This is a genomic window from Jannaschia sp. S6380 (genome assembly GCF_023015695.1).
Taxonomy (GTDB): Bacteria; Pseudomonadota; Alphaproteobacteria; order Rhodobacterales; family Rhodobacteraceae; genus Jannaschia.
Map to the genome: position 1 here is coordinate 108,336 of NZ_JALKAS010000001.1, position 18,944 is coordinate 127,279.

At 67.0% G+C, this 18,944-nt stretch carries 18 protein-coding genes; all 18 read left to right on the forward strand.

The window, feature by feature from the left end:
* Positions 1–135: 135 nt before the first annotated feature.
* The 18 genes from MWU52_RS00610 (at position 136) to recN (ending at position 18,907) form a co-directional block, all read left to right on the forward strand.
* The gene (locus MWU52_RS00610) at positions 136–1,182 is read left to right on the forward strand and encodes a TRAP transporter substrate-binding protein (RefSeq protein ID WP_246948225.1); all 1,047 of its coding nucleotides are present in this window, start codon (positions 136–138) and stop codon (positions 1,180–1,182) included.
* Between the two features lie 92 nt (positions 1,183–1,274).
* A complete protein-coding gene (locus MWU52_RS00615; protein ID WP_246948228.1) occupies positions 1,275–2,102 on the forward strand; it encodes a TRAP transporter small permease subunit in 828 nt (275 codons plus the stop codon).
* A gap of 3 nt (positions 2,103–2,105) precedes the next feature.
* The gene (locus MWU52_RS00620) at positions 2,106–3,554 is read left to right on the forward strand and encodes a TRAP transporter large permease subunit (protein ID WP_246948232.1); all 1,449 of its coding nucleotides are present in this window, start codon (positions 2,106–2,108) and stop codon (positions 3,552–3,554) included.
* Between the two features lie 104 nt (positions 3,555–3,658).
* The gene (locus tag MWU52_RS00625) at positions 3,659–4,180 is read left to right on the forward strand and encodes a copper chaperone PCu(A)C (RefSeq protein WP_246948235.1); all 522 of its coding nucleotides are present in this window, start codon (positions 3,659–3,661) and stop codon (positions 4,178–4,180) included.
* Positions 4,181–4,184: 4 nt separating this feature from the next.
* On the forward strand, positions 4,185–4,775 hold the full coding sequence (locus tag MWU52_RS00630) for an SCO family protein (protein ID WP_246948237.1): 591 nt from the start codon (positions 4,185–4,187) through the stop codon (positions 4,773–4,775).
* A gap of 44 nt (positions 4,776–4,819) precedes the next feature.
* Positions 4,820–5,197, forward strand: a complete 378-nt coding sequence (locus MWU52_RS00635; RefSeq protein ID WP_246948239.1) for a VOC family protein — start codon at positions 4,820–4,822, stop codon at positions 5,195–5,197.
* Positions 5,198–5,283: 86 nt separating this feature from the next.
* Positions 5,284–6,453, forward strand: a complete 1,170-nt coding sequence (locus tag MWU52_RS00640; protein WP_246948241.1) for a putative peptidoglycan glycosyltransferase FtsW — start codon at positions 5,284–5,286, stop codon at positions 6,451–6,453.
* The gene (gene murG, locus MWU52_RS00645) at positions 6,450–7,541 is read left to right on the forward strand and encodes an undecaprenyldiphospho-muramoylpentapeptide beta-N-acetylglucosaminyltransferase (RefSeq protein WP_246948243.1); all 1,092 of its coding nucleotides are present in this window, start codon (positions 6,450–6,452) and stop codon (positions 7,539–7,541) included. The genes MWU52_RS00640 and murG overlap by 4 nt, the downstream gene beginning before the upstream one ends.
* Positions 7,538–8,938: a UDP-N-acetylmuramate--L-alanine ligase gene (gene murC, locus MWU52_RS00650; protein WP_246948246.1), complete on the forward strand. Its 1,401-nt coding sequence runs from the start codon at positions 7,538–7,540 to the stop codon at positions 8,936–8,938. Before murG ends, murC begins: the two co-directional genes overlap by 4 nt.
* 3 nt (positions 8,939–8,941) lie before the next feature.
* Complete coding sequence (locus MWU52_RS00655) at positions 8,942–9,178, forward strand: DUF2484 family protein (RefSeq protein ID WP_246948249.1); 237 nt, start codon at positions 8,942–8,944, stop codon at positions 9,176–9,178.
* On the forward strand, positions 9,175–10,098 hold the full coding sequence (murB, locus tag MWU52_RS00660) for a UDP-N-acetylmuramate dehydrogenase (protein WP_246948252.1): 924 nt from the start codon (positions 9,175–9,177) through the stop codon (positions 10,096–10,098). Before MWU52_RS00655 ends, murB begins: the two co-directional genes overlap by 4 nt.
* A 72-nt stretch (positions 10,099–10,170) precedes the next feature.
* Positions 10,171–11,085 carry a D-alanine--D-alanine ligase gene (locus MWU52_RS00665; RefSeq protein WP_246948254.1) on the forward strand — a complete coding sequence of 305 codons (915 nt, stop codon included), beginning with the start codon at positions 10,171–10,173 and terminating at the stop codon, positions 11,083–11,085.
* A complete protein-coding gene (locus MWU52_RS00670) occupies positions 11,073–11,963 on the forward strand; it encodes a cell division protein FtsQ/DivIB (protein ID WP_246948257.1) in 891 nt (296 codons plus the stop codon). Before MWU52_RS00665 ends, MWU52_RS00670 begins: the two co-directional genes overlap by 13 nt.
* Positions 11,960–13,288, forward strand: coding sequence for a cell division protein FtsA (gene ftsA, locus MWU52_RS00675; protein WP_246948258.1), 1,329 nt, complete (start codon positions 11,960–11,962; stop codon positions 13,286–13,288). Before MWU52_RS00670 ends, ftsA begins: the two co-directional genes overlap by 4 nt.
* A 152-nt stretch (positions 13,289–13,440) precedes the next feature.
* A complete protein-coding gene (ftsZ, locus tag MWU52_RS00680; RefSeq protein WP_246948260.1) occupies positions 13,441–15,021 on the forward strand; it encodes a cell division protein FtsZ in 1,581 nt (526 codons plus the stop codon).
* A 330-nt stretch (positions 15,022–15,351) separates the two neighbouring features.
* Positions 15,352–16,266, forward strand: coding sequence for a UDP-3-O-acyl-N-acetylglucosamine deacetylase (gene lpxC, locus MWU52_RS00685; protein WP_246948262.1), 915 nt, complete (start codon positions 15,352–15,354; stop codon positions 16,264–16,266).
* Between the two features lie 90 nt (positions 16,267–16,356).
* Entirely contained in the window at positions 16,357–17,196 is an 840-nt protein-coding gene (locus MWU52_RS00690) for an outer membrane protein assembly factor BamD (protein WP_246948264.1), read from the forward strand.
* A gap of 58 nt (positions 17,197–17,254) precedes the next feature.
* Complete coding sequence (gene recN, locus MWU52_RS00695; protein ID WP_246948266.1) at positions 17,255–18,907, forward strand: DNA repair protein RecN; 1,653 nt, start codon at positions 17,255–17,257, stop codon at positions 18,905–18,907.
* Positions 18,908–18,944: the final 37 nt, after the last annotated feature.

Genomic DNA, 18,944 nt, shown 5'->3' on the forward strand with positions numbered 1-18,944 from the left:
GGAGGCCGGCCTGCGGATTTTCGCTGGCTTTGAAATGGCAAAATCGGTAAGGAAAAATGACCAGATGACCCGGGAGGGGTCGTCAATCGGGTGCAACGACACCCAATCGAACGGTCTCTACAGGGAGGGAACCATATGAAACTCAAGGCAATCGCACTCGCCACGACGTCCGCGCTGATCGGCACCGGGGCGCAGGCGCAGGATGTGCTGGAGATGACTTCGGCATTCGCGCAGAACCTGCCGGTGCTGGGAACGGCGGGCGTCAACTTCGTCGACAAGATCAACGGGATCAGTGAATCCGTCGAGTTCGAGCATTTCAACCCCGGCGAACTCGTCCCGACGCTGGAGGCGTTGGATGCGGTGTCCAACGGGTCGGTCGACGCGGCCTACACGACGTCCGGCTACTGGCAGGGCAAGATGAGCGCGGCCGGACTGTTCGCCGCCGTGCCGTTCGGTCCCGAACCCGGCGAGATGCTGGCCTGGATGCTCTACGACGACGGCATGACGTACTTCCAGCAGATGTATGACGACAACGGCTACAACGTCCACGTCACGCTCTGCGGCATGTACGCGCCCGAGACGTCCGGCTGGTTCAAGGAGGAGATCACCTCGCTCGAGGATCTCCGGGGTCTGAACATGCGGTTCTTCGGCCTGGGCGCCGAAGTGATGCAGAAGCTCGGCGTGTCGACCTCACTTCTGGCGGGCGGCGACATCTTCCCGGCACTGGAACGCGGTGCGATCGACGCGACCGAGTTCTCGATGCCGATCGTGGACGCCAACCTGGGCTTCTACAACATCGCCAAGTTCAACTACTTCCCGGGCTGGCACCAGCCGTCGACCATGTTCGAGCTGTTGATCAACAAGGACGTGTGGGAGGAGCTGGACGAGCGGTCGCAGCGCCAGATCGAGGTGGCGTGCCTGGCCAACGTGTCGGACAACTTCGCCGAGGGCGAGGCCGTCAACTTCCCGGCCATGCAGCAGAACGTCGAGGAGTTTGGCGTCCAGATCAAGAACTGGACCCCGGATCAGCTCAAGGCGTTCGAGGCGGCGTGGGATGAGGTCGCCATGGAACTGGCCGCCGAGGACGCGTTCTTCAAGGAGGTCTGGGACGACCTGCAGGAGTTCCGCGAGGGCTATGCCGTATGGGGCAACAACATCTACCTGCCCCGTCCGCGCAACTGATCCGAACCGATCCGGCCCCCCCGCGGGCCCCGCAACCCGGACGGCCGCCGCCGTCCGGGCGATATCCATAGCGCCCGGGCGAGGGAGGCAGCATGTCACAGGCCGTGAAACCGGAACCCGTCGCCGATGACGCGCCCATCGTGGCGATCTCCGATCCGGGCGAGGTCGGGCGCGCGGAGCACAATCGCGGCGACCGTTTCGTCGTCGCCGTGTCGAACGTGTTCGCCTGGCTGTTCCCGATCCTGATGGTGGCCATCTGCTCGCAGGTCGTCCTGCGGGGGGCGGGCTACAACCAGGCATGGCTGGACGACCTGCAGTGGTGGCTTTACGGGGCGGCGGTGCTGGTCGGGATCGCCTACGCCGTGACCACCAACAGTCATGTGCGCGTCGACATCTTCTACGATCACTACCCTCCCGCCAAGCAGCGCAAGATCGACATCTTCGCGCTGGCCTGGCTGTTTTTGCCGTTCATCATCCTGTGCTGGGACACGACGCTGGGCTACGCCATCAGCTCGGTCAAGGCGGGCGAGGGGTCGGACAGTCCGAACGGGCTGCACCATCTCTACCTCCTCAAGGTATTCATGAATGTCAGCTTCATCTTGATCGCGGTCGCGACATGGTCGGCCTATGTGCGCAACCTCGCGCGGCTGGTGCCGCCGCTCTGGTGGCGCAAGCTGCTCTTCGCGTTCCCGGCCGTCGCGTTCGCGGTCAACCTGGTGATCTATTACGCGGCGCTGGGCATCGTGCTGCTCACCTCCGAGGCGGGCACCACCGCGCGGCAGGCGCAGCGCCACTGGTTCTTCGACACCTTCGCGATCGGGCCGGAGGAAATGAAATACACCGTCGCCGCGGCCCTGATCGCGACGGTCCTGATCATCGCCGCCGCCTATCTGATGCGCGACAAGTCCGAGGAAATCTGAGCCATGTTCATCCTCGAGTTTGTCGGCCGGGTCATGACCCTGAACGAACTGGCCGTGCTGGTCATCTTCCTGTCCTTCATCTGGCTTCTGTTCCGCGGCGTTCCCGTCGCGATGGCGCTGGTGGGCGTCTCGCTCATCTTCGCGCTCTTCGCCGAGATCTTCCTCGACCCGTTCCGAAGTGCGTTTCGCGACGTGATCGAGTTTCAGCGCACCGGGATCGACTATCAGAAGCTGAGCGTCCTGTCGGGCCGCCTCTTCGGCGGTATCGTCAAGAGCCCGGTCCTCGTGGCGTTGCCGATGTTCATCTACATGGGCCTGATGCTCGACCAGTCCGGCGTCGCCCAGCGGATGATGCATGCCATGCAGAAGCTGTTCGGCGGCCTCCGCGGCGGCCTCTCGCTGACGGTTCTGCTGATCGGGATCATCCTCGCCGCCTCGACCGGCGTGATCGGCGCGTCGGTGACGCTGCTTGGCGTGATGGCCCTGCCGGCGATGATGCAGCAGAATTACGCCAAGCCCATCGCGACGGGCACCATCGCCAGTGCAGGCACGCTGGGCATCCTGATTCCGCCGTCGATCATGCTCGTCATCATGTCCGACCAGCTGGCCATCAGCCTGGGCGATCTGTTCATGGGCGCGCTGTTCCCGGGGCTGATCCTGGGCGGGCTCTACATCCTGTTCATCATCGTGTTCGGCCTGGTCTCGCCGGGCTCCATGCCGGCGCCGGAGAAGTCGGACCATGTCGGCTGGCCCGTCGTTCGCGAGGTGCTGCTGGCGGTCGTGCCGCCGATGCTGTTGATCCTGCTGGTGCTGGGGTCGATCTTCGCCGGCATCGCCACCCCGACCGAGGCATCGGGCCTGGGCGCGGCAGGGGCGACGGCGTTGGCCGCGATGAACGGCAAGCTGAACTTCAAGGTCTTCCGCGAGGTCGGCCGCTCCACCCTGAACACCGCCGGATATATCGTCGGTATCTTCCTGGCCGCGAACTTCTTCGCGCTGGTGCTGCGGCGCTACAAGGGCGACGAGATCGTGCAGAGCCACGTCCTCGGCACCTTCGACAACCCCTATGCGATCGTCCTTTTTATCCTATTCATTATCTTCCTGCTGGGGTTCCTGCTGGACTGGATCGAGATCACGATCATCATCATGCCGCTGATGCTGCCGGTGATCCTGGGCCTCGAACTGGCCGTCCCGAGTTTCGGGCAAGTGCAGGATCCGTCGGTCGTCTGGTTCGCGATCCTGGTCGCGGTGACGTTGCAGACATCGTTCCTGACACCACCTGTCGGATTCGCGTTGTTCTACCTCAAGGGGGTCTGCCCGCCAGGCGTCACGCTGGGCCACATCTATCGCGGTGTCGTGCCGTTCGTGCTGCTGCAGCTTCTGGGGCTGGCCATCGTGTTCACGTTCCCGGCGCTGACGACCTGGCTGCCATCGGTCGCCTACGGCAACTAGGGCCGCGACGTTTCGCCATCGTGGGGTTGCGGCGCCATGTCCCGCTTGCGGGCCAGTGTGCGGACTGCCATGTCGCACCTGTCCAAAGTCGATCGGAGCGTTCCATGACCCGCATTTTCGCCCTTCTCCTTGTGACCGTTTGCCCGGCCTATGCGGACATCGCGCATGGCGATTTGCAGATCAGCCTGCCGATGCTGCGTGACACGCCGCCGACCGCCCCCGTGGCCGGCGGGTTCATGACGATCGCCAACATGGGGGATGCCGACGACGTGCTGACAACGGCGACGATCGACGCCGATTTCGTGGGCGAGGTGCAGCTTCACAAGATGGAAATGGAAGACGGCGTGATGAAGATGTCGGAGGTCGAGGGCGGCATTGCCGTTCCCGCCGGCGAAACCGTCTATCTTCAGCCGGGGGGGCTGCATCTCATGTTGATGGGGTTGAGCGAACCCCTGACGGCGGGCGAGGCGTATGAAATGACACTCACCTTCGCGGAGGCGGGCGACGTCGTGGTCGAGTTTCCCGTCCTTACGCTGGGCGAGATCCGGGCCACGCTCGAAGAGGCCGGAACGATGGATCACGGCATGAAGGGTCACGGCGAAGACGCGACCCAGACCGGGAACTAGGACGGTGACGCGCACCCGTACGATCCTGTTCGCCCTGGGCGTCGCGATCCTGGCCCTCGGGGCCGGCGTGGCGCTGCGCCAGGTGATGGAGGCGCGCACGCCCTCGGTCGTGGCGACCGACCTCGGCGCCCCGTTCGAGCTGGTGGATCATGACGGCAACGAGATCACCGAGGCCGCGTTCGAGGGACGGCCGAGCCTTCTGTTCTTCGGCTTCACCCACTGTCCCGAGGTCTGCCCGACGACCGTCTACGACATGGAGACGTGGCTGCTGGACCTCGACGTGGGCGAGGGCGAGATCGGTGCCTATTTCGTGTCCGTCGATCCCGAGCGCGACACGCCGCAGTTCCTCAAGGACTATCTGGAACCGCAATCGGACCGCATCATCGGCATCACCGGCGAGCCCGAAAAGGTCTGGGACATGGCGCGCAGCTGGCGTGTCTACTGGCAGAAGCGTCCTTTGGGCGAGGGGGACTATACGCTCGACCACTACGCGTCGATCTTCGTCCTCGACCCCGAAGGCCGCGTTGTCGACCTGATCGGATACGGCGAGGACCCCGAATCCGCCAAGGCCAAGATCGCCGACGTTCTGGGCTGACGTCGCCGATCCATGCTAGCGTTGCCCCGAGGGGAGGATGCGTCATGGAGAAGGTCGAAGGCATCGGGGGCGTCTTTATCCGCGCCCGCGATCCCGATGCGCTCGGGGCATGGTACGAGAGGCATCTCGGAATTGCCGCCGAACACGGCCACTGGTCGCAGGCGGGCGGCACGACGATTTTCGCCGCGTTCCCCGAGACCAGCGATTATTTCGACGCGGACCGACGCTGGATGATCAATTTCAGGGTGCCGGATCTGGACCGGATGATCGCGCAACTGGAAGGGGCGGGGATCGCGGTGACGACCGACCCGGACTGGAATTCGGATGTCGGTCGTTTCGCGCGCATCCACGACCCGGAAGGCAATCCGGTCGAACTTTGGCAGCCGTCACAACTGGTCCGCGACCACGAAGTCAAGGGATAAAGGCTGGCGCGACGCGAATCGCTGCGCTAGACTGCCCGCATCAGACCCGGAAAACGGGCAGGGGCAGTAGCAGTGCAGGCGGACCAATGACAGAAATCGCGCATGGCGCGGTCGTCGTCCTACCGGGCGAGGCCATCGTATCCCGTTGGTGGCGGACGTTGGACAAGGGCGTGCTGGGCGCGCTGGTCCTGCTGTTCGCAATCGGTCTCCTGCTGGGTTTCGCGGCCAGCGTTCCCCTGGCCGAACGCAACGGACTTCCGCCGTTCCATTACGTCTATCGGCAGGCCGTATTCGGAACTCTCGCCTTCGTGGTGATGATCGGGACGTCGATGCTCTCGCCGCAGGTCATTCGCCGTCTCGGCGTGCTCGGGTTCTTCGCCGCGGCCGCCGCGCTGATACTGCTGCCGGTGTTCGGGACCGATTTCGGCAAGGGGGCGACGCGCTGGTACTCTCTGGGCTTCGCATCGGTGCAGCCGTCAGAGTTTCTGAAGCCGGTCTTCGTCATCATGTCGGCCTGGCTGATGGCCTCCGCGTCCGAGCCGGGCGGCCCCCCGGGTCGGGTCCTCAGCTTCGCGATCCTCGTCGTGGTCATTGTCTTCCTGGCGCTGCAGCCCGATTTCGGGCAGGCGATGCTGACGGTCGTCGCCTGGTCGTCGATCTACTTCGTCGCGGGCGCGCCCATCGTGTTGCTGACCGCGGTGATGGGCTGCGTCGCCTTGGCCGGCGTCATCGCCTACAACAACTCGGAGCATTTTGCCCGCCGGATCGACGGCTTCCTGTCGCCCGACGTCGATCCGCGCACGCAGATGGGCTATGCTATCGACGCGATCCGCGAGGGCGGCTTCCTCGGCACCGGCGTCAACGAGGGGCGGGTCAAGTGGATCCTGCCCGATGCCCATACCGATTTCATCATCGCCGTCGCGGCCGAGGAATACGGCCTCCTCATGGTCCTGTTCATCGTGGCGCTGTTCTGCTTCATCTCGGCGCGCTGCCTGCTGCGCCTCTGCGTCGAGCGTGACCTGTTCATCCGGCTGGCCGGCACGGGTCTGACGGTCCTGCTGGCCAGTCAGGCCTTCATCAACCTGGGCGTTGCGGTCCGCATCCTGCCAGCTAAGGGCATGACGCTGCCCTTCGTCAGCTATGGCGGCTCCTCGCTCATCGCGATGGGGCTGTTGACGGGGATGCTGCTGTGCTTCACCCGGACGCGGCCCCAGTCCGAGATCGGGGACCATCTCCTGTCGAACGGATTCAGATGACCCAACCCCTGATCGTCATCGCCGCCGGAGGCACCGGCGGCCACATGTTCCCCGCCCAGGCCCTGGCGGAGGAGATGCTGGCGCGCGGCTGGCGGGTCAGGCTGTCGACCGATGATCGCGGGGCACGGTACGCGGGCGGCTTCCCCGAAGATGTCGATATCGAGGTCATGCCCTCGGCCACCTTCGCCCGCGGCGGCCTGGCGTCCAAGGCCGGCGTTCCGTTCAAGCTGACGGGCGGGGTCCTGCGCGCGCTTTGGGCGTTCCGGCGCGACCGCCCGACGCTGGTTGCGGGTTTCGGCGGATATCCGGCGGTCCCGGCGATGGCGGCCGCGGTAATGATGAAGCTGCCGCGCATCATTCACGAACAGAACGGCGTGCCCGGCCGCGTCAACCGCATCTTCGCCACTCGCGTCGATGCCTTCGCCTGCGGCACCTGGCCTACGGACCTGCCCGAAGGCGTCGAGGGCGCGCATACCGGCAACCCGGTCCGCGCCGCGATCCACAAGCGCGCCGAGAGCCCCTACATCGCGCCCGGCGACCATCCGATGTCGGTCCTCGTCATCGGCGGCAGCCAGGGTGCGCGGATCCTGTCGGATGCGGTGCCCGACGCGCTGTCGCGTCTGCCCGACGATCTTCGCCGTCATCTGCGCGTCGCCCATCAGGCGCGGCCCGAAGACGAGGAGCGCGTCGTCGCGGCCTATGATACGGCGGATATTTCGGCCGTGGTGCAGAGCTTCTTCGACGACATCCCGACGCGCATGGCCGATGCGCAGCTCGTGATCTCGCGGGCCGGGGCCTCGACCGTCGCGGACCTGTCGGTGATCGGCCGGCCCGCGATCCTGATCCCCTACGCGGTCGCGGCGGGCGACCATCAGACGGTCAACGCACGCGGACTGTCGGAGGCCGGCGCGGCGATCGTGATCCCCGAGTCCAAGCTGACCGCCGAAAGCCTCGCCGAGCAGGCCGAACTGATCCTCTCGAACCCGCAGGGGGCGTCGCGCATGGCGCGCGCGGCCCTCTCCGTGGCCGTCCCCGACGCCGCCTCCCGCCTTGCAGACCTCGTCCAATACGTGAGCCAGACCCGATGAACGCGACCAAGCTGCCCCAGCAGATGGGCCCCATCCACTTCGTCGGCATCGGTGGCATCGGCATGTCCGGCATCGCCGAGGTCCTGCTGAGCCATGGCTATTCCGTTCAGGGGTCCGACCTGAAGGGGTCGAAGATCACCGATCGCCTGGCGTCCCTCGGGGCCCGCATCTTCGTCGGGCAGCGGGCCGAGAACCTGGAGGAGGCCGAGGTCGTGGTCATTTCCTCGGCGATCAAGCCGGGAAACCCCGAACTCGACGCCGCGCGCGCGCGCGGTCTGCCGGTGGTTCGCCGTGCCGAGATGCTGGCCGAGCTGATGCGGATGAAGTCGAACATCGCCGTCGCCGGTACGCATGGCAAGACCACGACCACCACGATGGTCGCCGCGCTGCTGGATGCGGGGCAGGAGGATCCGACCGTCATCAACGGGGGCATCATCCACGCCTACGGCTCGAACGCCCGGATGGGGCAGGGCGAGTGGATGGTGGTGGAGGCCGACGAGAGCGACGGCACCTTCAACCGCCTGCCTGCCACGATCGCCATCGTCACCAATATCGACCCCGAGCATATGGAACACTGGGGCGATATCGAGAACCTGCGCCGCGGCTTCACCGATTTCGTCTCGAACATCCCGTTCTACGGGCTTGCCATCTGCTGCACCGACCACCCGGAGGTGCGCGCGCTCGTGGGGCGCGTGACCGACCGGCGGATCGTGACCTTCGGGTTCAACGCGCAGGCCGACGTGCGCGCCGTCAACCTGCGCTACGAGGCAGGCGTGGCGCATTTCGACATCCAGCTTCAGGCGGAGGAGGCGATGATCGAGGATTGCCGCCTGCCGATGCCGGGGGACCACAACGTGTCGAACGCGCTGTCGGCGGTGGCCGTTGCGCGCGAACTCGGGGTTCCGAAGGACGTCATCCGCGAGGGCCTCGCCGCGTTCGGCGGGGTCAACCGCCGCTTCACCCGCGTGGGCGAATGGAACGGCGTGCCGATCATCGACGATTACGGCCACCACCCGGTCGAGATCGCCGCCGTGCTGAAGGCCGCGCGTCAGAGCATCGGCGACACCGGGCGCGTCATCGCCGTCCATCAGCCGCACCGCTATTCCCGACTGCACGACCTGTTCGACGATTTCTGCGGATGCTTCGCCGATGCCGACGTGGTGGGCATCGCCGACATCTACGCCGCGGGCGAGGATCCGATCGAGGGGGCCGGTCGCGACGACCTGGTCGCCGGGCTCATCCGTACCGGGCACCGCCATGCCCGCGCCGTGACCGACGAGGACGACCTGGAACGCCTCGTGCGCGAGCAGGCCCGCGCCGGCGACATCGTCGTCTGTCTGGGCGCGGGCACGATCTCGGCCTGGGCCAACGACCTGCCCGGACGCCTGGCGGCCTGACGCATGGCGCTGATCGCGTTGTGCCTCTGGGTCGTGGTGGCATGGGTGCTGATGGTGGTCCTGACGGCGCGGCAGTCCTGGCCGGCGGCCTATGTCCTGATCGCGGTGGGCATCCCGATCCTGGTCTGGCTGGCGCAGTCCTCGCCGTGGCTGGCGCTTCTGGGCCTCGTGGTCATGGCCAGCGTGCTGCGATGGCCGTTGATCTATCTCTACCGCTGGGCCAGAACCCGCATCCTATGACCTACCCTCCCGTGCGCGGCACCTTAACCGAAAACCGTTCGCTGGCCGATCTGACCTGGCTGCGGGTCGGTGGCCCGGCCGATGCGCTGTTCCAGCCGGCGGATGACGATGACCTGCGCGATTTCCTGGGTGCGCTGGACGATGATGTCGCGGTGTTCCCCATGGGCGTGGGGTCCAACCTGATCGTGCGCGACGGCGGCCTGCGTGCCGTGGTCGTGCGTCTGGGCCGCGGCTTCAACAGGATCGAGACGGGCACCAACACCGTGGCCGCCGGTGCCGCCGCGCTGGACGCGCATGTCGCGCGAAAGGCGGCGCAGGCGGGCCTGGACCTGACCTTCCTGCGAACCATTCCGGGCAGTATCGGCGGCGCGGTCCGCATGAACGCGGGGTGCTATGGCAGCTATGTCGCCGACCACCTGATCGAGGTGCAGGCGGTCACGCGGTCGGGCGATCCGGTGACGATCCCGGCGGCGGACCTGAACTTCGGCTATCGCCATTCGGATCTGCCCGAGGGCTGCATCGTCACGCAGGCGACGTTCCGTGCCAATCCGGGGGACCCGGACGCGTTGGAGGCCAGGATGGCCGACCAACTGGCCCGCCGGGACGAGAGCCAGCCCACCAAGGACCGCAGCGCGGGAAGCACGTTCCGCAATCCGGCGGGGTTCAGCAGCACTGGGCGCGCCGATGACGTACACGATCTGAAGGCCTGGAAGGTCATCGACGACGCCGGAATGCGGGGCGCGACGCGGGGCGGGGCCGTCATGTCGCCCAAGCATCCCAACTTCCTCGTCAACAACGGGGGCGCCACGGCCGCGGACCTGGAAGGATTGGGCGAGGACGTGCGGAAAAAGGTTTTCGAGACAAGCGGATTGACGCTAGAGTGGGAAATCATGCGGGTCGGAGAACCCGCGGACCCGTAACGGCCCGGAGAGGTCGGGGCGACAAGAACAAGCCGAGGCATAAAAGACCCGGCGAGGCGCAGGATTTTGGGTATGTCGGGCAGGACACCCCAGCACGTCGCCGTCCTGATGGGCGGCCCGTCTTCGGAACGTGAGGTCAGCCTCTCGACCGGTCGCGGCTGCGCGGACGCGTTGCGCGAGGCCGGCTATCAGGTGACGGAGCTCGACGCGGGCCCCGACGTCGTGGCGCGCCTGCAACAGATTGCGCCGGACGCGGTGTTCAACGCGCTCCATGGCCGATGGGGCGAGGACGGCGCGATCCAGGGTCTGCTGGAATGGCACCGGATCCCCTACACGCATTCCGGCGTGCTGGCGTCGGCCACGGCACTCGACAAGGCCCGGACGAAGGACATCTACCGTGCCGCCGGCCTGCCGGTTGTCGAAAGCCGCATCGTTCCGAAGGCCCACGCGATGGCGCGGCACGTCCTGCCGCCGCCCTACGTGGTCAAGCCCAACAACGAAGGCTCCTCGGTCGGGATCTACATCGTGGCCGAGGGTGCAAACGCGCCGCCGCAGCTGGCCGAGACCATGCCCGCCGAAGTGATGGTCGAGACCTATGCCCCGGGGCGCGAACTGACCTGCACCGTCCTGATGGACCGCGCCCTGACCGTGACGGAGATCCATACCGACGGGTGGTACGACTACGCCGCCAAGTACGAGACCGGAGGAAGCCGCCATACGCTGCCCGCGGATGTGCCGGCCGACATCTTCGCCGCTTGCCGGTCCTACGCGATGCGGGCGCACAAGGCGCTGGGCTGCCGTTCCCTCAGCCGGACGGATTTCCGCTGGGACGAAGCACGGGGGCTCGACGGGTTGATCCTGCTGGAGACGAACACCCAGCCTGGCATGACACCCACCTCGCTGACGCCCGAACAGGCCGCGCATGACGGGATCGACTTCGCCGGCCTGTGTCGCCAGCTGGTGGAGGACGCCTCGTGCGACCGGTGAAGCGGCGTGCCGCCTCGGACCCCGCGCCCAGCAAGTGGCAGTACCGGATGCATCGGCTGTGGCTGACGCCGCTGTTCCGCGCGCTGGTCCGCACCGGCATCCCCAGCTTCGGCTTCGTGTTCTTGTTCACCTGGTACATCAACGATGCGGAGCGGATCACCGCCATCATCGACGGCTGGGACCGGATGGTGACCTCGATCCAGGACCGCCCGGAATTCACCGTGAGCCTGCTGCGCATCGAGGGCGCGAGCGAGGACCTGCAATCCGACATCCAGGAAGCGCTGCCGATCGACCTGCCGCTGTCGCAGTTCCAGTTGGACATGGATGCCCTGCGCACCCTCCTTCTGGAACTGGACCCGGTTCTCGACGCCGAGGTGCGGATCAAGGCGGGCGGCGTGCTGCTGCTGAAGATCACGGAACGTCAGCCGGCCGTCGCCTGGCAGCGGGATCGGGGCGTCGAGATCCTGGACGCCACCGGGCACCGGGTCGCCACGCTGGACGATCTGTCCACCGCCGGCGCGCTGCCGCTGGTCGCGGGCGAGGGGGCCGATGCCCACGTGCCCGAGGCACTGGCCCTGATCGACGCGGCGGCCCCGATCACCGACCGTCTGGTCGGTCTGACCCGGATCGGCAATCGCAGGTGGGACGTCGTGCTGACCCGCGACCAGCGCATCGCCCTGCCGGAGATCGGCCCCGCGGCCGCGCTGGACCGGGCGCTTGCCATGCACGCGGCAAAGGACGTGCTGGCGCGCGATGTCGCGATGGTCGACCTGCGCCTGCCCGACCGCCCCGTCCTGCGCCTGTCCGAGCCCGCCCGCGAGGAACTGCGGCGGCTTCAGGATCTGGAACGACTGTCACTTACCGAGGGAACCGAATGAGCCGATTGTTCCATGCCCAACGCGCCATGCGGCGCAAGCGTCAGGCCGCCCTGCAGCGGGGCGTCGTCGCCATCCTGGACGTCGGCACCTTCAAGACCGCCTGCCTGATCCTGCGCTTCGAGGAGAATACCCCCCAGGGCGAAGGCGTGGGCCACATGGCGGGGCAGTCGAACTTCCGTGTCATCGGCGCAACGACCACCCGCTCGCGCGGGATCCGTCAGGGCGAAGTCGACGCCATGCCTGAGACGGAGCGCGCGATCCGCACCGCCATTCAGGGCGCGCAGAAGATGGCGAACGTGCGTGTCGACCACGTGATCGCGTGCTTCTCGGGCGGGCGGCCGGCCTCCTATCCGCTGGCAGGCGAGGTGATGCTGGAATCCGGGCCGTGCAGCGTGCACGACGTGGGCCGCGTCCTGTCGTCGATCGACACGCCCGATATCGGGCCGGGACGCGAGGTGCTGCACGCGCAGCCGGTCAATTTCGGCATCGATCACCGCACCACGCTGCGCGACCCGCGCGGCCAGACCGGTGAGATGCTGCGCGCCGACATGCATCTGCTGTCGGTCGACGCGCATGCGATCGAGAACCTGCTGACCTGTATCCATCGCTGCGACCTGGAATTGGCGGGGCTGGCTTCGGCGCCCTATGCGGCGGCCACCAGCGCGCTGGTCGAGGACGAAAAGGAACTGGGCGCCGCCTGCATCGACATGGGCGGTGGCACGACCGGTATCTCGATCTTCATGCGCAAGCACATGGTCTTTGCCGACACGGTGCCGTTCGGCGGGGCCCACGTGACCTCCGACATAAGCCAGGGCCTGCGTATCCCCGCCGCCACCGCCGAAATGATCAAGACGCGTTACGGCGGCGTCCACGCCACCGGGATGGACGACCGCGAACTGATCGCGCTCGAGGCCGATACCGGCGACTGGCACCACGACCGCCGGTCGGTGACGCGGACCGAACTGATCGGGATCATCCGGCCGCGGGTCGAGGAAATCCTGGAGGAGGCGCGTGTGCGGCTGGATGCCGCCGGGTTCAATGACCTGCCGAGCCAGCGGATTGTCCTCACCGGCGGAGCCTCGCAGATCCCCGGTCTGGACGGCCTCGCAGCGCGCATCCTGGGCAATCAGGTGCGGCTTGGCCGACCGCTTCGGGTGCATGGTTTGCCCGAGGCCGCGAAGGGTCCGGCCTTTGCAGCTTGCGTCGGACTGTGCATGCAGGGAGCCGAGCCGCAGGACGAGTTCTGGGATTTCGAGGCCGTCCCGATCCGCAGCTCCGGCCGCAGCCTGCGGCGTGCGGTGCGGTGGTTTCGGGACAACTGGTAAGGGGCGACACTTTTTCGCCACAATTGGGCGGGACCGATTCGATTTTGGGGTGACGGAGTTCCGCAAAGCCGTTACGCTTGAACAACAATAATGCGGGAAACGCGGTACAGATGGCCTGAGGCAGGGCCCAACATCACAGGTGGACTGAGCACATGACATTGAACCTCACCATGCCCGGCGGGGCCGGCGAACTCGATCTGCGTCCGCGCATCACCGTATTCGGTGTCGGCGGCGCAGGGGGCAATGCCGTCAACAACATGATCCAGAAAGATCTGGAGGGCGTCGAGTTCGTCGTCGCCAATACCGATGCGCAGGCCCTGGCCCAGAACCACGCGCAGGCCCGTATCCAGCTCGGCGCCCGCGTGACCGAGGGACTGGGCGCCGGCGCCCGCCCGCAGGTCGGCGCCTCCGCCGCCGAGGAGACGATCGAGGAGATCGTGGACCGTCTGGCCGGCGCGCACATGTGCTTCATCACCGCTGGCATGGGTGGCGGCACCGGCACCGGTGCGGCCCCGATCATCGCGCAGGCCGCGCGCGAGCTGGGCATCCTGACCGTCGGCGTCGTGACCAAGCCGTTCCAGTTCGAAGGCTCCAAGCGAATGCGCCAGGCCGAGGAGGGCGTCGAGGCCCTGCAGAAGGTCGTCGACACGCTGATCATCATCCCGAACCAGAACCTGTTCCGCCTCGCCAACGAGAAGACGACCTTCACCGAGGCGTTCTCGATGGCCGACGATGTGCTCTATCAGGGCGTCAAGGGCGTGACCGACCTGATGGTGCGTCCGGGCATGATCAACCTCGACTTCGCCGACGTCCGCTCGGTCATGGACGAGATGGGCAAGGCGATGATGGGCACCGGCGAGGCCGAGGGCGACGAGCGCGCCGTCGAGGCCGCCGAGAAGGCCATCGCCAACCCGCTTCTGGACGAGCTGTCGCTGAAGGGCGCGAAGGGCGTGCTGATCAACATCACCGGCGGGCACGACCTGACCCTGTTCGAGATGGACGAGGCCGCGAACCGTATCCGCCAGGAAGTGGACGAGGACGCCAACATCATCGTCGGCTCGACCCTGGACCCCGACATGGAAGGCGTGATGCGCGTGTCCGTCGTGGCGACGGGCATTGACGCCTCGGCCTCGTCCGACGCCGCGCCCATGCCGCGCCGCCGTCTGGCCGATGCGGCCGCGCCGGCCGATACCCGTGCCGCGGCAGCCGCCAACGTCGCGCCGCAGCTCGAACCGGCGCCCGAGCCGGTCGCGGCCGAAGCTGCGCGCGCGGAGCCTGCGACGCCCAATTTCTTCGATGCCGTCGATCAGCAGGAGGCCGAGGAGGCCGAAGCCGCGGAGAGCTTCTTCAACGAGGCGCAGGACGACCAACTGCCGCCGCCGGCCTACACGCCCGCACCTGTGCAGCCGGTCCACCATGCGGCCGAGCCTGCGGCGGCGGCCTTCACGGCCCCGCGTCCGTCCGGTGCCCCCTCGCCCGAGGCGATGGACCGCCTGCGTGCTGCGGTGCTGAACGGCGAACGCCGCACCGCGAACGTGCCGTCGGCCCGTCACGCACAGGTCGACGGCAACCCGCGGTTCGGGATCGGCTCGCTGATCAATCGAATGACCGGCACCGGGGCCGACACTCCGGCCGAACGTCCCGCCACGGCCGCACAGGCCCCCGCCCCCCAGGCGGAGCCGGAGGACGAACGTATCGAAATTCCGGCGTTCCTGCGTCGGCAGGCGAACTGACTCACCCCCCCTCCTTGGGTGATTCACGACCGACGGCGGCCCGGAAGGGCCGCCGTTCTCATGTCCGGGGGGGCGAATTCTGCGGACTGGACGTTCACGTCTGATGGGCGAATTCCCTGCGCCCGAGCGTCTGTCACACCGATCTCATATTGATCTTATTCGATTATTCGTCGAATTCGGCACTTTCGGCAGAAAGCTGCCGTCGCCGGGGCCCGTGCTGTTTCAGGCCGTAACCACCGTTGAATTGCAAGGACGGCGGACGCTGCGTAGCTGACACTCAGGCGAAAGCGCCCGCAAGCGGCGCGACCTGAAATGGATCGAGGCAGACAGATGCAAACGACCGTCAAGAATATCATCCGCTTCGATGGCGTCGGCCTCCATGCCGGGCGCTCTGCCCGTCTTAGCATTCATCCCGCCCCCGCGCATCACGGCATCTGGTTCCGTCGCACCGATATCGACGGCAACAACATGATCCCCGCCCGCCACGACGCCGTTGAGACGTCGCCGCTCTGCACGCTGCTGGTGAACGAGGCCGGTGTGTCCGTATCGACGGTCGAACATGTGATGGCCGCCCTGTCGGGTTGCGGCATCCTGAACGCCATCTTGGAGATCGACGGCCCCGAGGTTCCCATCCTCGACGGATCGGCGGCCGATTTCGTGCGCGCCATCCTGCGCACCGGCATCCGGCGCCTGGACGCCCCCGTCCATGCGATCGAGGTGCTTCGCCGGGTGCATGTCTCCGACGGGACGGCCAGCGCCACGTTGACCCCCGCTTCCGAGTTGGAGATCGATTTCTCCATCGACTTCGCGGACCCGGCGATCGGTCGTCAGCACAAGGTCCTGCGTCTGTCGAACGGCACCTTCGTGCGTGAGTTGTGCGACAGCCGGACCTTCTGCCGTCAGTCGGATGTCGATGCCATGCATGCCGTCGGGAAGGCGTTGGGCGGCAGCTTGATGAATGCCGTCGTCATCGACGGGGCCCGGGTCGTGAACCCCGAAGGTTTCCGCCATTCCGACGAGGCGGTACGCCACAAGATGCTGGACGCGTTGGGCGATCTGGCATTGGCCGGCGCGCCGATCCTGGGGCGTTACACGGGCGTGCGGGCCGGTCACGCGATGACCAACCGCGTGCTGCGGGCGCTCTTCGCCGACCCGCTGGCCTACCGGATCCGGACGCTCGGCGCGGCCGAATGCCACCTGCTTCCTGGCGCGGGCCTCGAGAAGGATGTGTTCGCGCATCTCTGACGGGCTTTTCGCCGTGGACCGCTTCACAGCCCTCGGAGGCTCGATTAAGGTGCGGCCAAGCCCGGACGGGCACGGGCAGGGAATGGACGCATGACGGATCGGCGACTGGCGCGACGTGGCAAACCATTGGCGACACTTGCGCTCGTCGGCGTCCTGACCGCCTGTGGCGGCGGCGACGAGCTTGCGCTCGAGGACACGGCTCCGGATCAGATATTCCAGCGCGCGGAACTTGAGCTGGCGCGTGGCGACGCCGACGATGCCGCCGCGCTCTTTGCCGAGGTTGAACGCCTCTATCCTTATTCCGACTTCGCCAAGCGCGGCCTGATCATGCAGGCCTTCGCCTACCACAAGGATCGCGACTACGAGAACGCACGCGCCGCGGCCCAGCGGTTCATCGACTTCTACCCGGCCGATGAGGACGCGGCCTATGCGCAATATCTCCTTGCGCTCAGCTACTACGACCAGATCGACCAGGTCGGTCGCGACCAGGGGCTGACCTTCCAGGCGCTGCAGAGTTTGCGGACCGTGATCGAACGTTATCCCGACAGCGAATACGCACGATCGTCGATCCTGAAGTTCGACCTCGCCTTCGACCATCTGGCCGCCAAGGAGATGGAGATCGGACGCTATTATCTGAAGCGCGGGCATTACCCGGCCGCGATCAACCGCTTCCGCGCCGTGGTCGAGGAATTCCAGACCACGACCCACACGCCCGAGGCGCTGTCCCGTCTGGTCGAAGCCTATCTGTCGCTCGGCCTGGTCGAGGAGGCGCAGACGGCCGGCGCGATCCTGGGCTACAACTTCCGGTCCTCGCCATTCTACGACGATGCCTATCGGCAATTGACGGGCCGCGGCCTGTCGCCCGAGGCACGGGGAAGCGGATGGCTTGCCGACGTTTATCGGCGCACGATCCAGGGTCGCTGGCTGTAAGGTGCGCTGGGTGCGCGAACGGCTCGTCTTCCGTCGTGGGCCATACTAGTTAACGGCCATGCTCCGCTCCCTGGAAATTCGCGACATGCTCATCATCGACCGGTTGTCGCTCGACTTCCAGCCGGGGCTGAACGTTTTGACGGGCGAGACGGGGGCCGGCAAGTCCATCCTGCTCGACAGTCTCGGTTTCGTCCTGGGCTGGCGCGGGCGGGCGGAACTGGTCCGTCAGGGCGCGGATCAGGGTGAGGTGACCGCCGCCTTCGACCTGCCCCCCGGCCATCCGGCGCGCGACGTGTTGGCGGAACACGACATCACCGCCGAGGAGGACGAACTTCTGTTGCGGCGGGTGAACACCCGCGACGGGCGCAAGACGGCCTGGGTCAACGGTTCCCGCGTCTCGGGGGAGGTGCTACGGGCGCTGTCCGACAAGTTGCTGGAACTCCATGGTCAGCATGACGACCGCGGTCTGTTGGACGTCAATGGCCACCGGGCCTTGCTTGACGCTTTTGCCGGGCTCGACGCGGGTGCCGTGCGGTCGGCCTGGACGCGCCTCAGCGCCGCACGCCGGGCCCTCCGCGCCGCCGAGGCACGCCGCGAGGAGGCATTGGCAGAAGAAGACTTCCTGCGCCACGCCGTCGACGAGCTTGACCGCTTGGATCCACAGCCGGGGGAGGAGGCCGAGTTGGACACCCGCCGCCGGCTGATGCAGGGGGCCGAGAAGATCCGCGACGACGTGGCCAAGGCGCTTCAGGCGATCGGGCCGCAGGGGGCCGAGGGGCAGATGCTGGACGCGACCCGGTGGCTGGACGGCGCGGCCCACGCCGCGGCCGACGCCCTGGGACCGGCGATGGACGCGCTGAACCGGGCGATGGTCGAGCTTGGCGAGGCACAGGCCGGCGTGGAAAGCTGCCTCGACGCGCTGCGCTTCGATCCGAGCGAGCTTGAGGACGCAGAGGAACGCCTGTTTGCGATACGGGCCATCGCCCGCAAGCACGGCGTCCAACCCGATGCGCTGCCGGAGTTCGCCGCCGATCTGCGCGCGCGGCTGGACCTGTTGAACGCCTCCGAAGGCGGGCTGGCCAAATTGACGGCGGAGGCCGAGGGAGCCCAAGCCGCCTATGATACGTCGTCGGCCGCGTTGACGCGCGCCCGGACAGATGCCGCCCTGCGTCTGGACGCGGCGATGCGCGCGGAACTGGCGCCGCTCAAGATGGATCGGGCGACCTTCACCACCACCCTCGTGCCCGGCCCGGCCGGGCCTGATGGTGCCGATGTCGTGGCGTTCGAGGTGGCGACCAACCCCGGTGCGCCGTCTGGCCCGCTCAACAAGATCGCATCCGGCGGGGAACTCAGCCGATTCCTTCTGGCGCTGAAGGTCTGCCTGACCGGCGGCGACCGGTCGCTGACAATGATCTTCGACGAGATCGACCGTGGCGTCGGCGGCGCAACCGCCGATGCCGTGGGCCGCCGCCTGAGGGCGCTTGCGGATAGGGGGCAGGTGCTGGTCGTCACACATTCGCCCCAGGTCGCGGCCTTGGGCGCCCATCACTGGCGGGTGGAAAAGCGGGTCGCGGGCGAGGTCACGACATCCACCGTGATCCCGGTGGCGGAAACCGACCGGGTGGACGAGATCGCACGCATGCTGGCCGGCGACACCGTCACGGACGCGGCACGCGGGGCGGCGAAGGCGCTGCTCGACGCGGCGGCATAGCAGGCACCGTCAAGGGGTCGAACGGAAAGGTCCGACG

Coding starts and splice junctions, on each gene's coding strand:
- MWU52_RS00610 (WP_246948225.1), top strand. CDS start 136: ATGAAACTCAAGGCAATCGCACTCGCCACGACGTCCGCGCTGATCGGC.
- MWU52_RS00615 (WP_246948228.1), top strand. CDS start 1,275: ATGTCACAGGCCGTGAAACCGGAACCCGTCGCCGATGACGCGCCCATC.
- MWU52_RS00620 (WP_246948232.1), top strand. CDS start 2,106: ATGTTCATCCTCGAGTTTGTCGGCCGGGTCATGACCCTGAACGAACTG.
- MWU52_RS00625 (WP_246948235.1), top strand. CDS start 3,659: ATGACCCGCATTTTCGCCCTTCTCCTTGTGACCGTTTGCCCGGCCTAT.
- MWU52_RS00635 (WP_246948239.1), top strand. CDS start 4,820: ATGGAGAAGGTCGAAGGCATCGGGGGCGTCTTTATCCGCGCCCGCGAT.
- MWU52_RS00640 (WP_246948241.1), top strand. CDS start 5,284: ATGACAGAAATCGCGCATGGCGCGGTCGTCGTCCTACCGGGCGAGGCC.
- murG (WP_246948243.1), top strand. CDS start 6,450: ATGACCCAACCCCTGATCGTCATCGCCGCCGGAGGCACCGGCGGCCAC.
- murC (WP_246948246.1), top strand. CDS start 7,538: ATGAACGCGACCAAGCTGCCCCAGCAGATGGGCCCCATCCACTTCGTC.
- MWU52_RS00655 (WP_246948249.1), top strand. CDS start 8,942: ATGGCGCTGATCGCGTTGTGCCTCTGGGTCGTGGTGGCATGGGTGCTG.
- murB (WP_246948252.1), top strand. CDS start 9,175: ATGACCTACCCTCCCGTGCGCGGCACCTTAACCGAAAACCGTTCGCTG.
- MWU52_RS00665 (WP_246948254.1), top strand. CDS start 10,171: ATGTCGGGCAGGACACCCCAGCACGTCGCCGTCCTGATGGGCGGCCCG.
- ftsA (WP_246948258.1), top strand. CDS start 11,960: ATGAGCCGATTGTTCCATGCCCAACGCGCCATGCGGCGCAAGCGTCAG.
- ftsZ (WP_246948260.1), top strand. CDS start 13,441: ATGACATTGAACCTCACCATGCCCGGCGGGGCCGGCGAACTCGATCTG.
- lpxC (WP_246948262.1), top strand. CDS start 15,352: ATGCAAACGACCGTCAAGAATATCATCCGCTTCGATGGCGTCGGCCTC.
- MWU52_RS00690 (WP_246948264.1), top strand. CDS start 16,357: ATGACGGATCGGCGACTGGCGCGACGTGGCAAACCATTGGCGACACTT.
- recN (WP_246948266.1), top strand. CDS start 17,255: ATGCTCCGCTCCCTGGAAATTCGCGACATGCTCATCATCGACCGGTTG.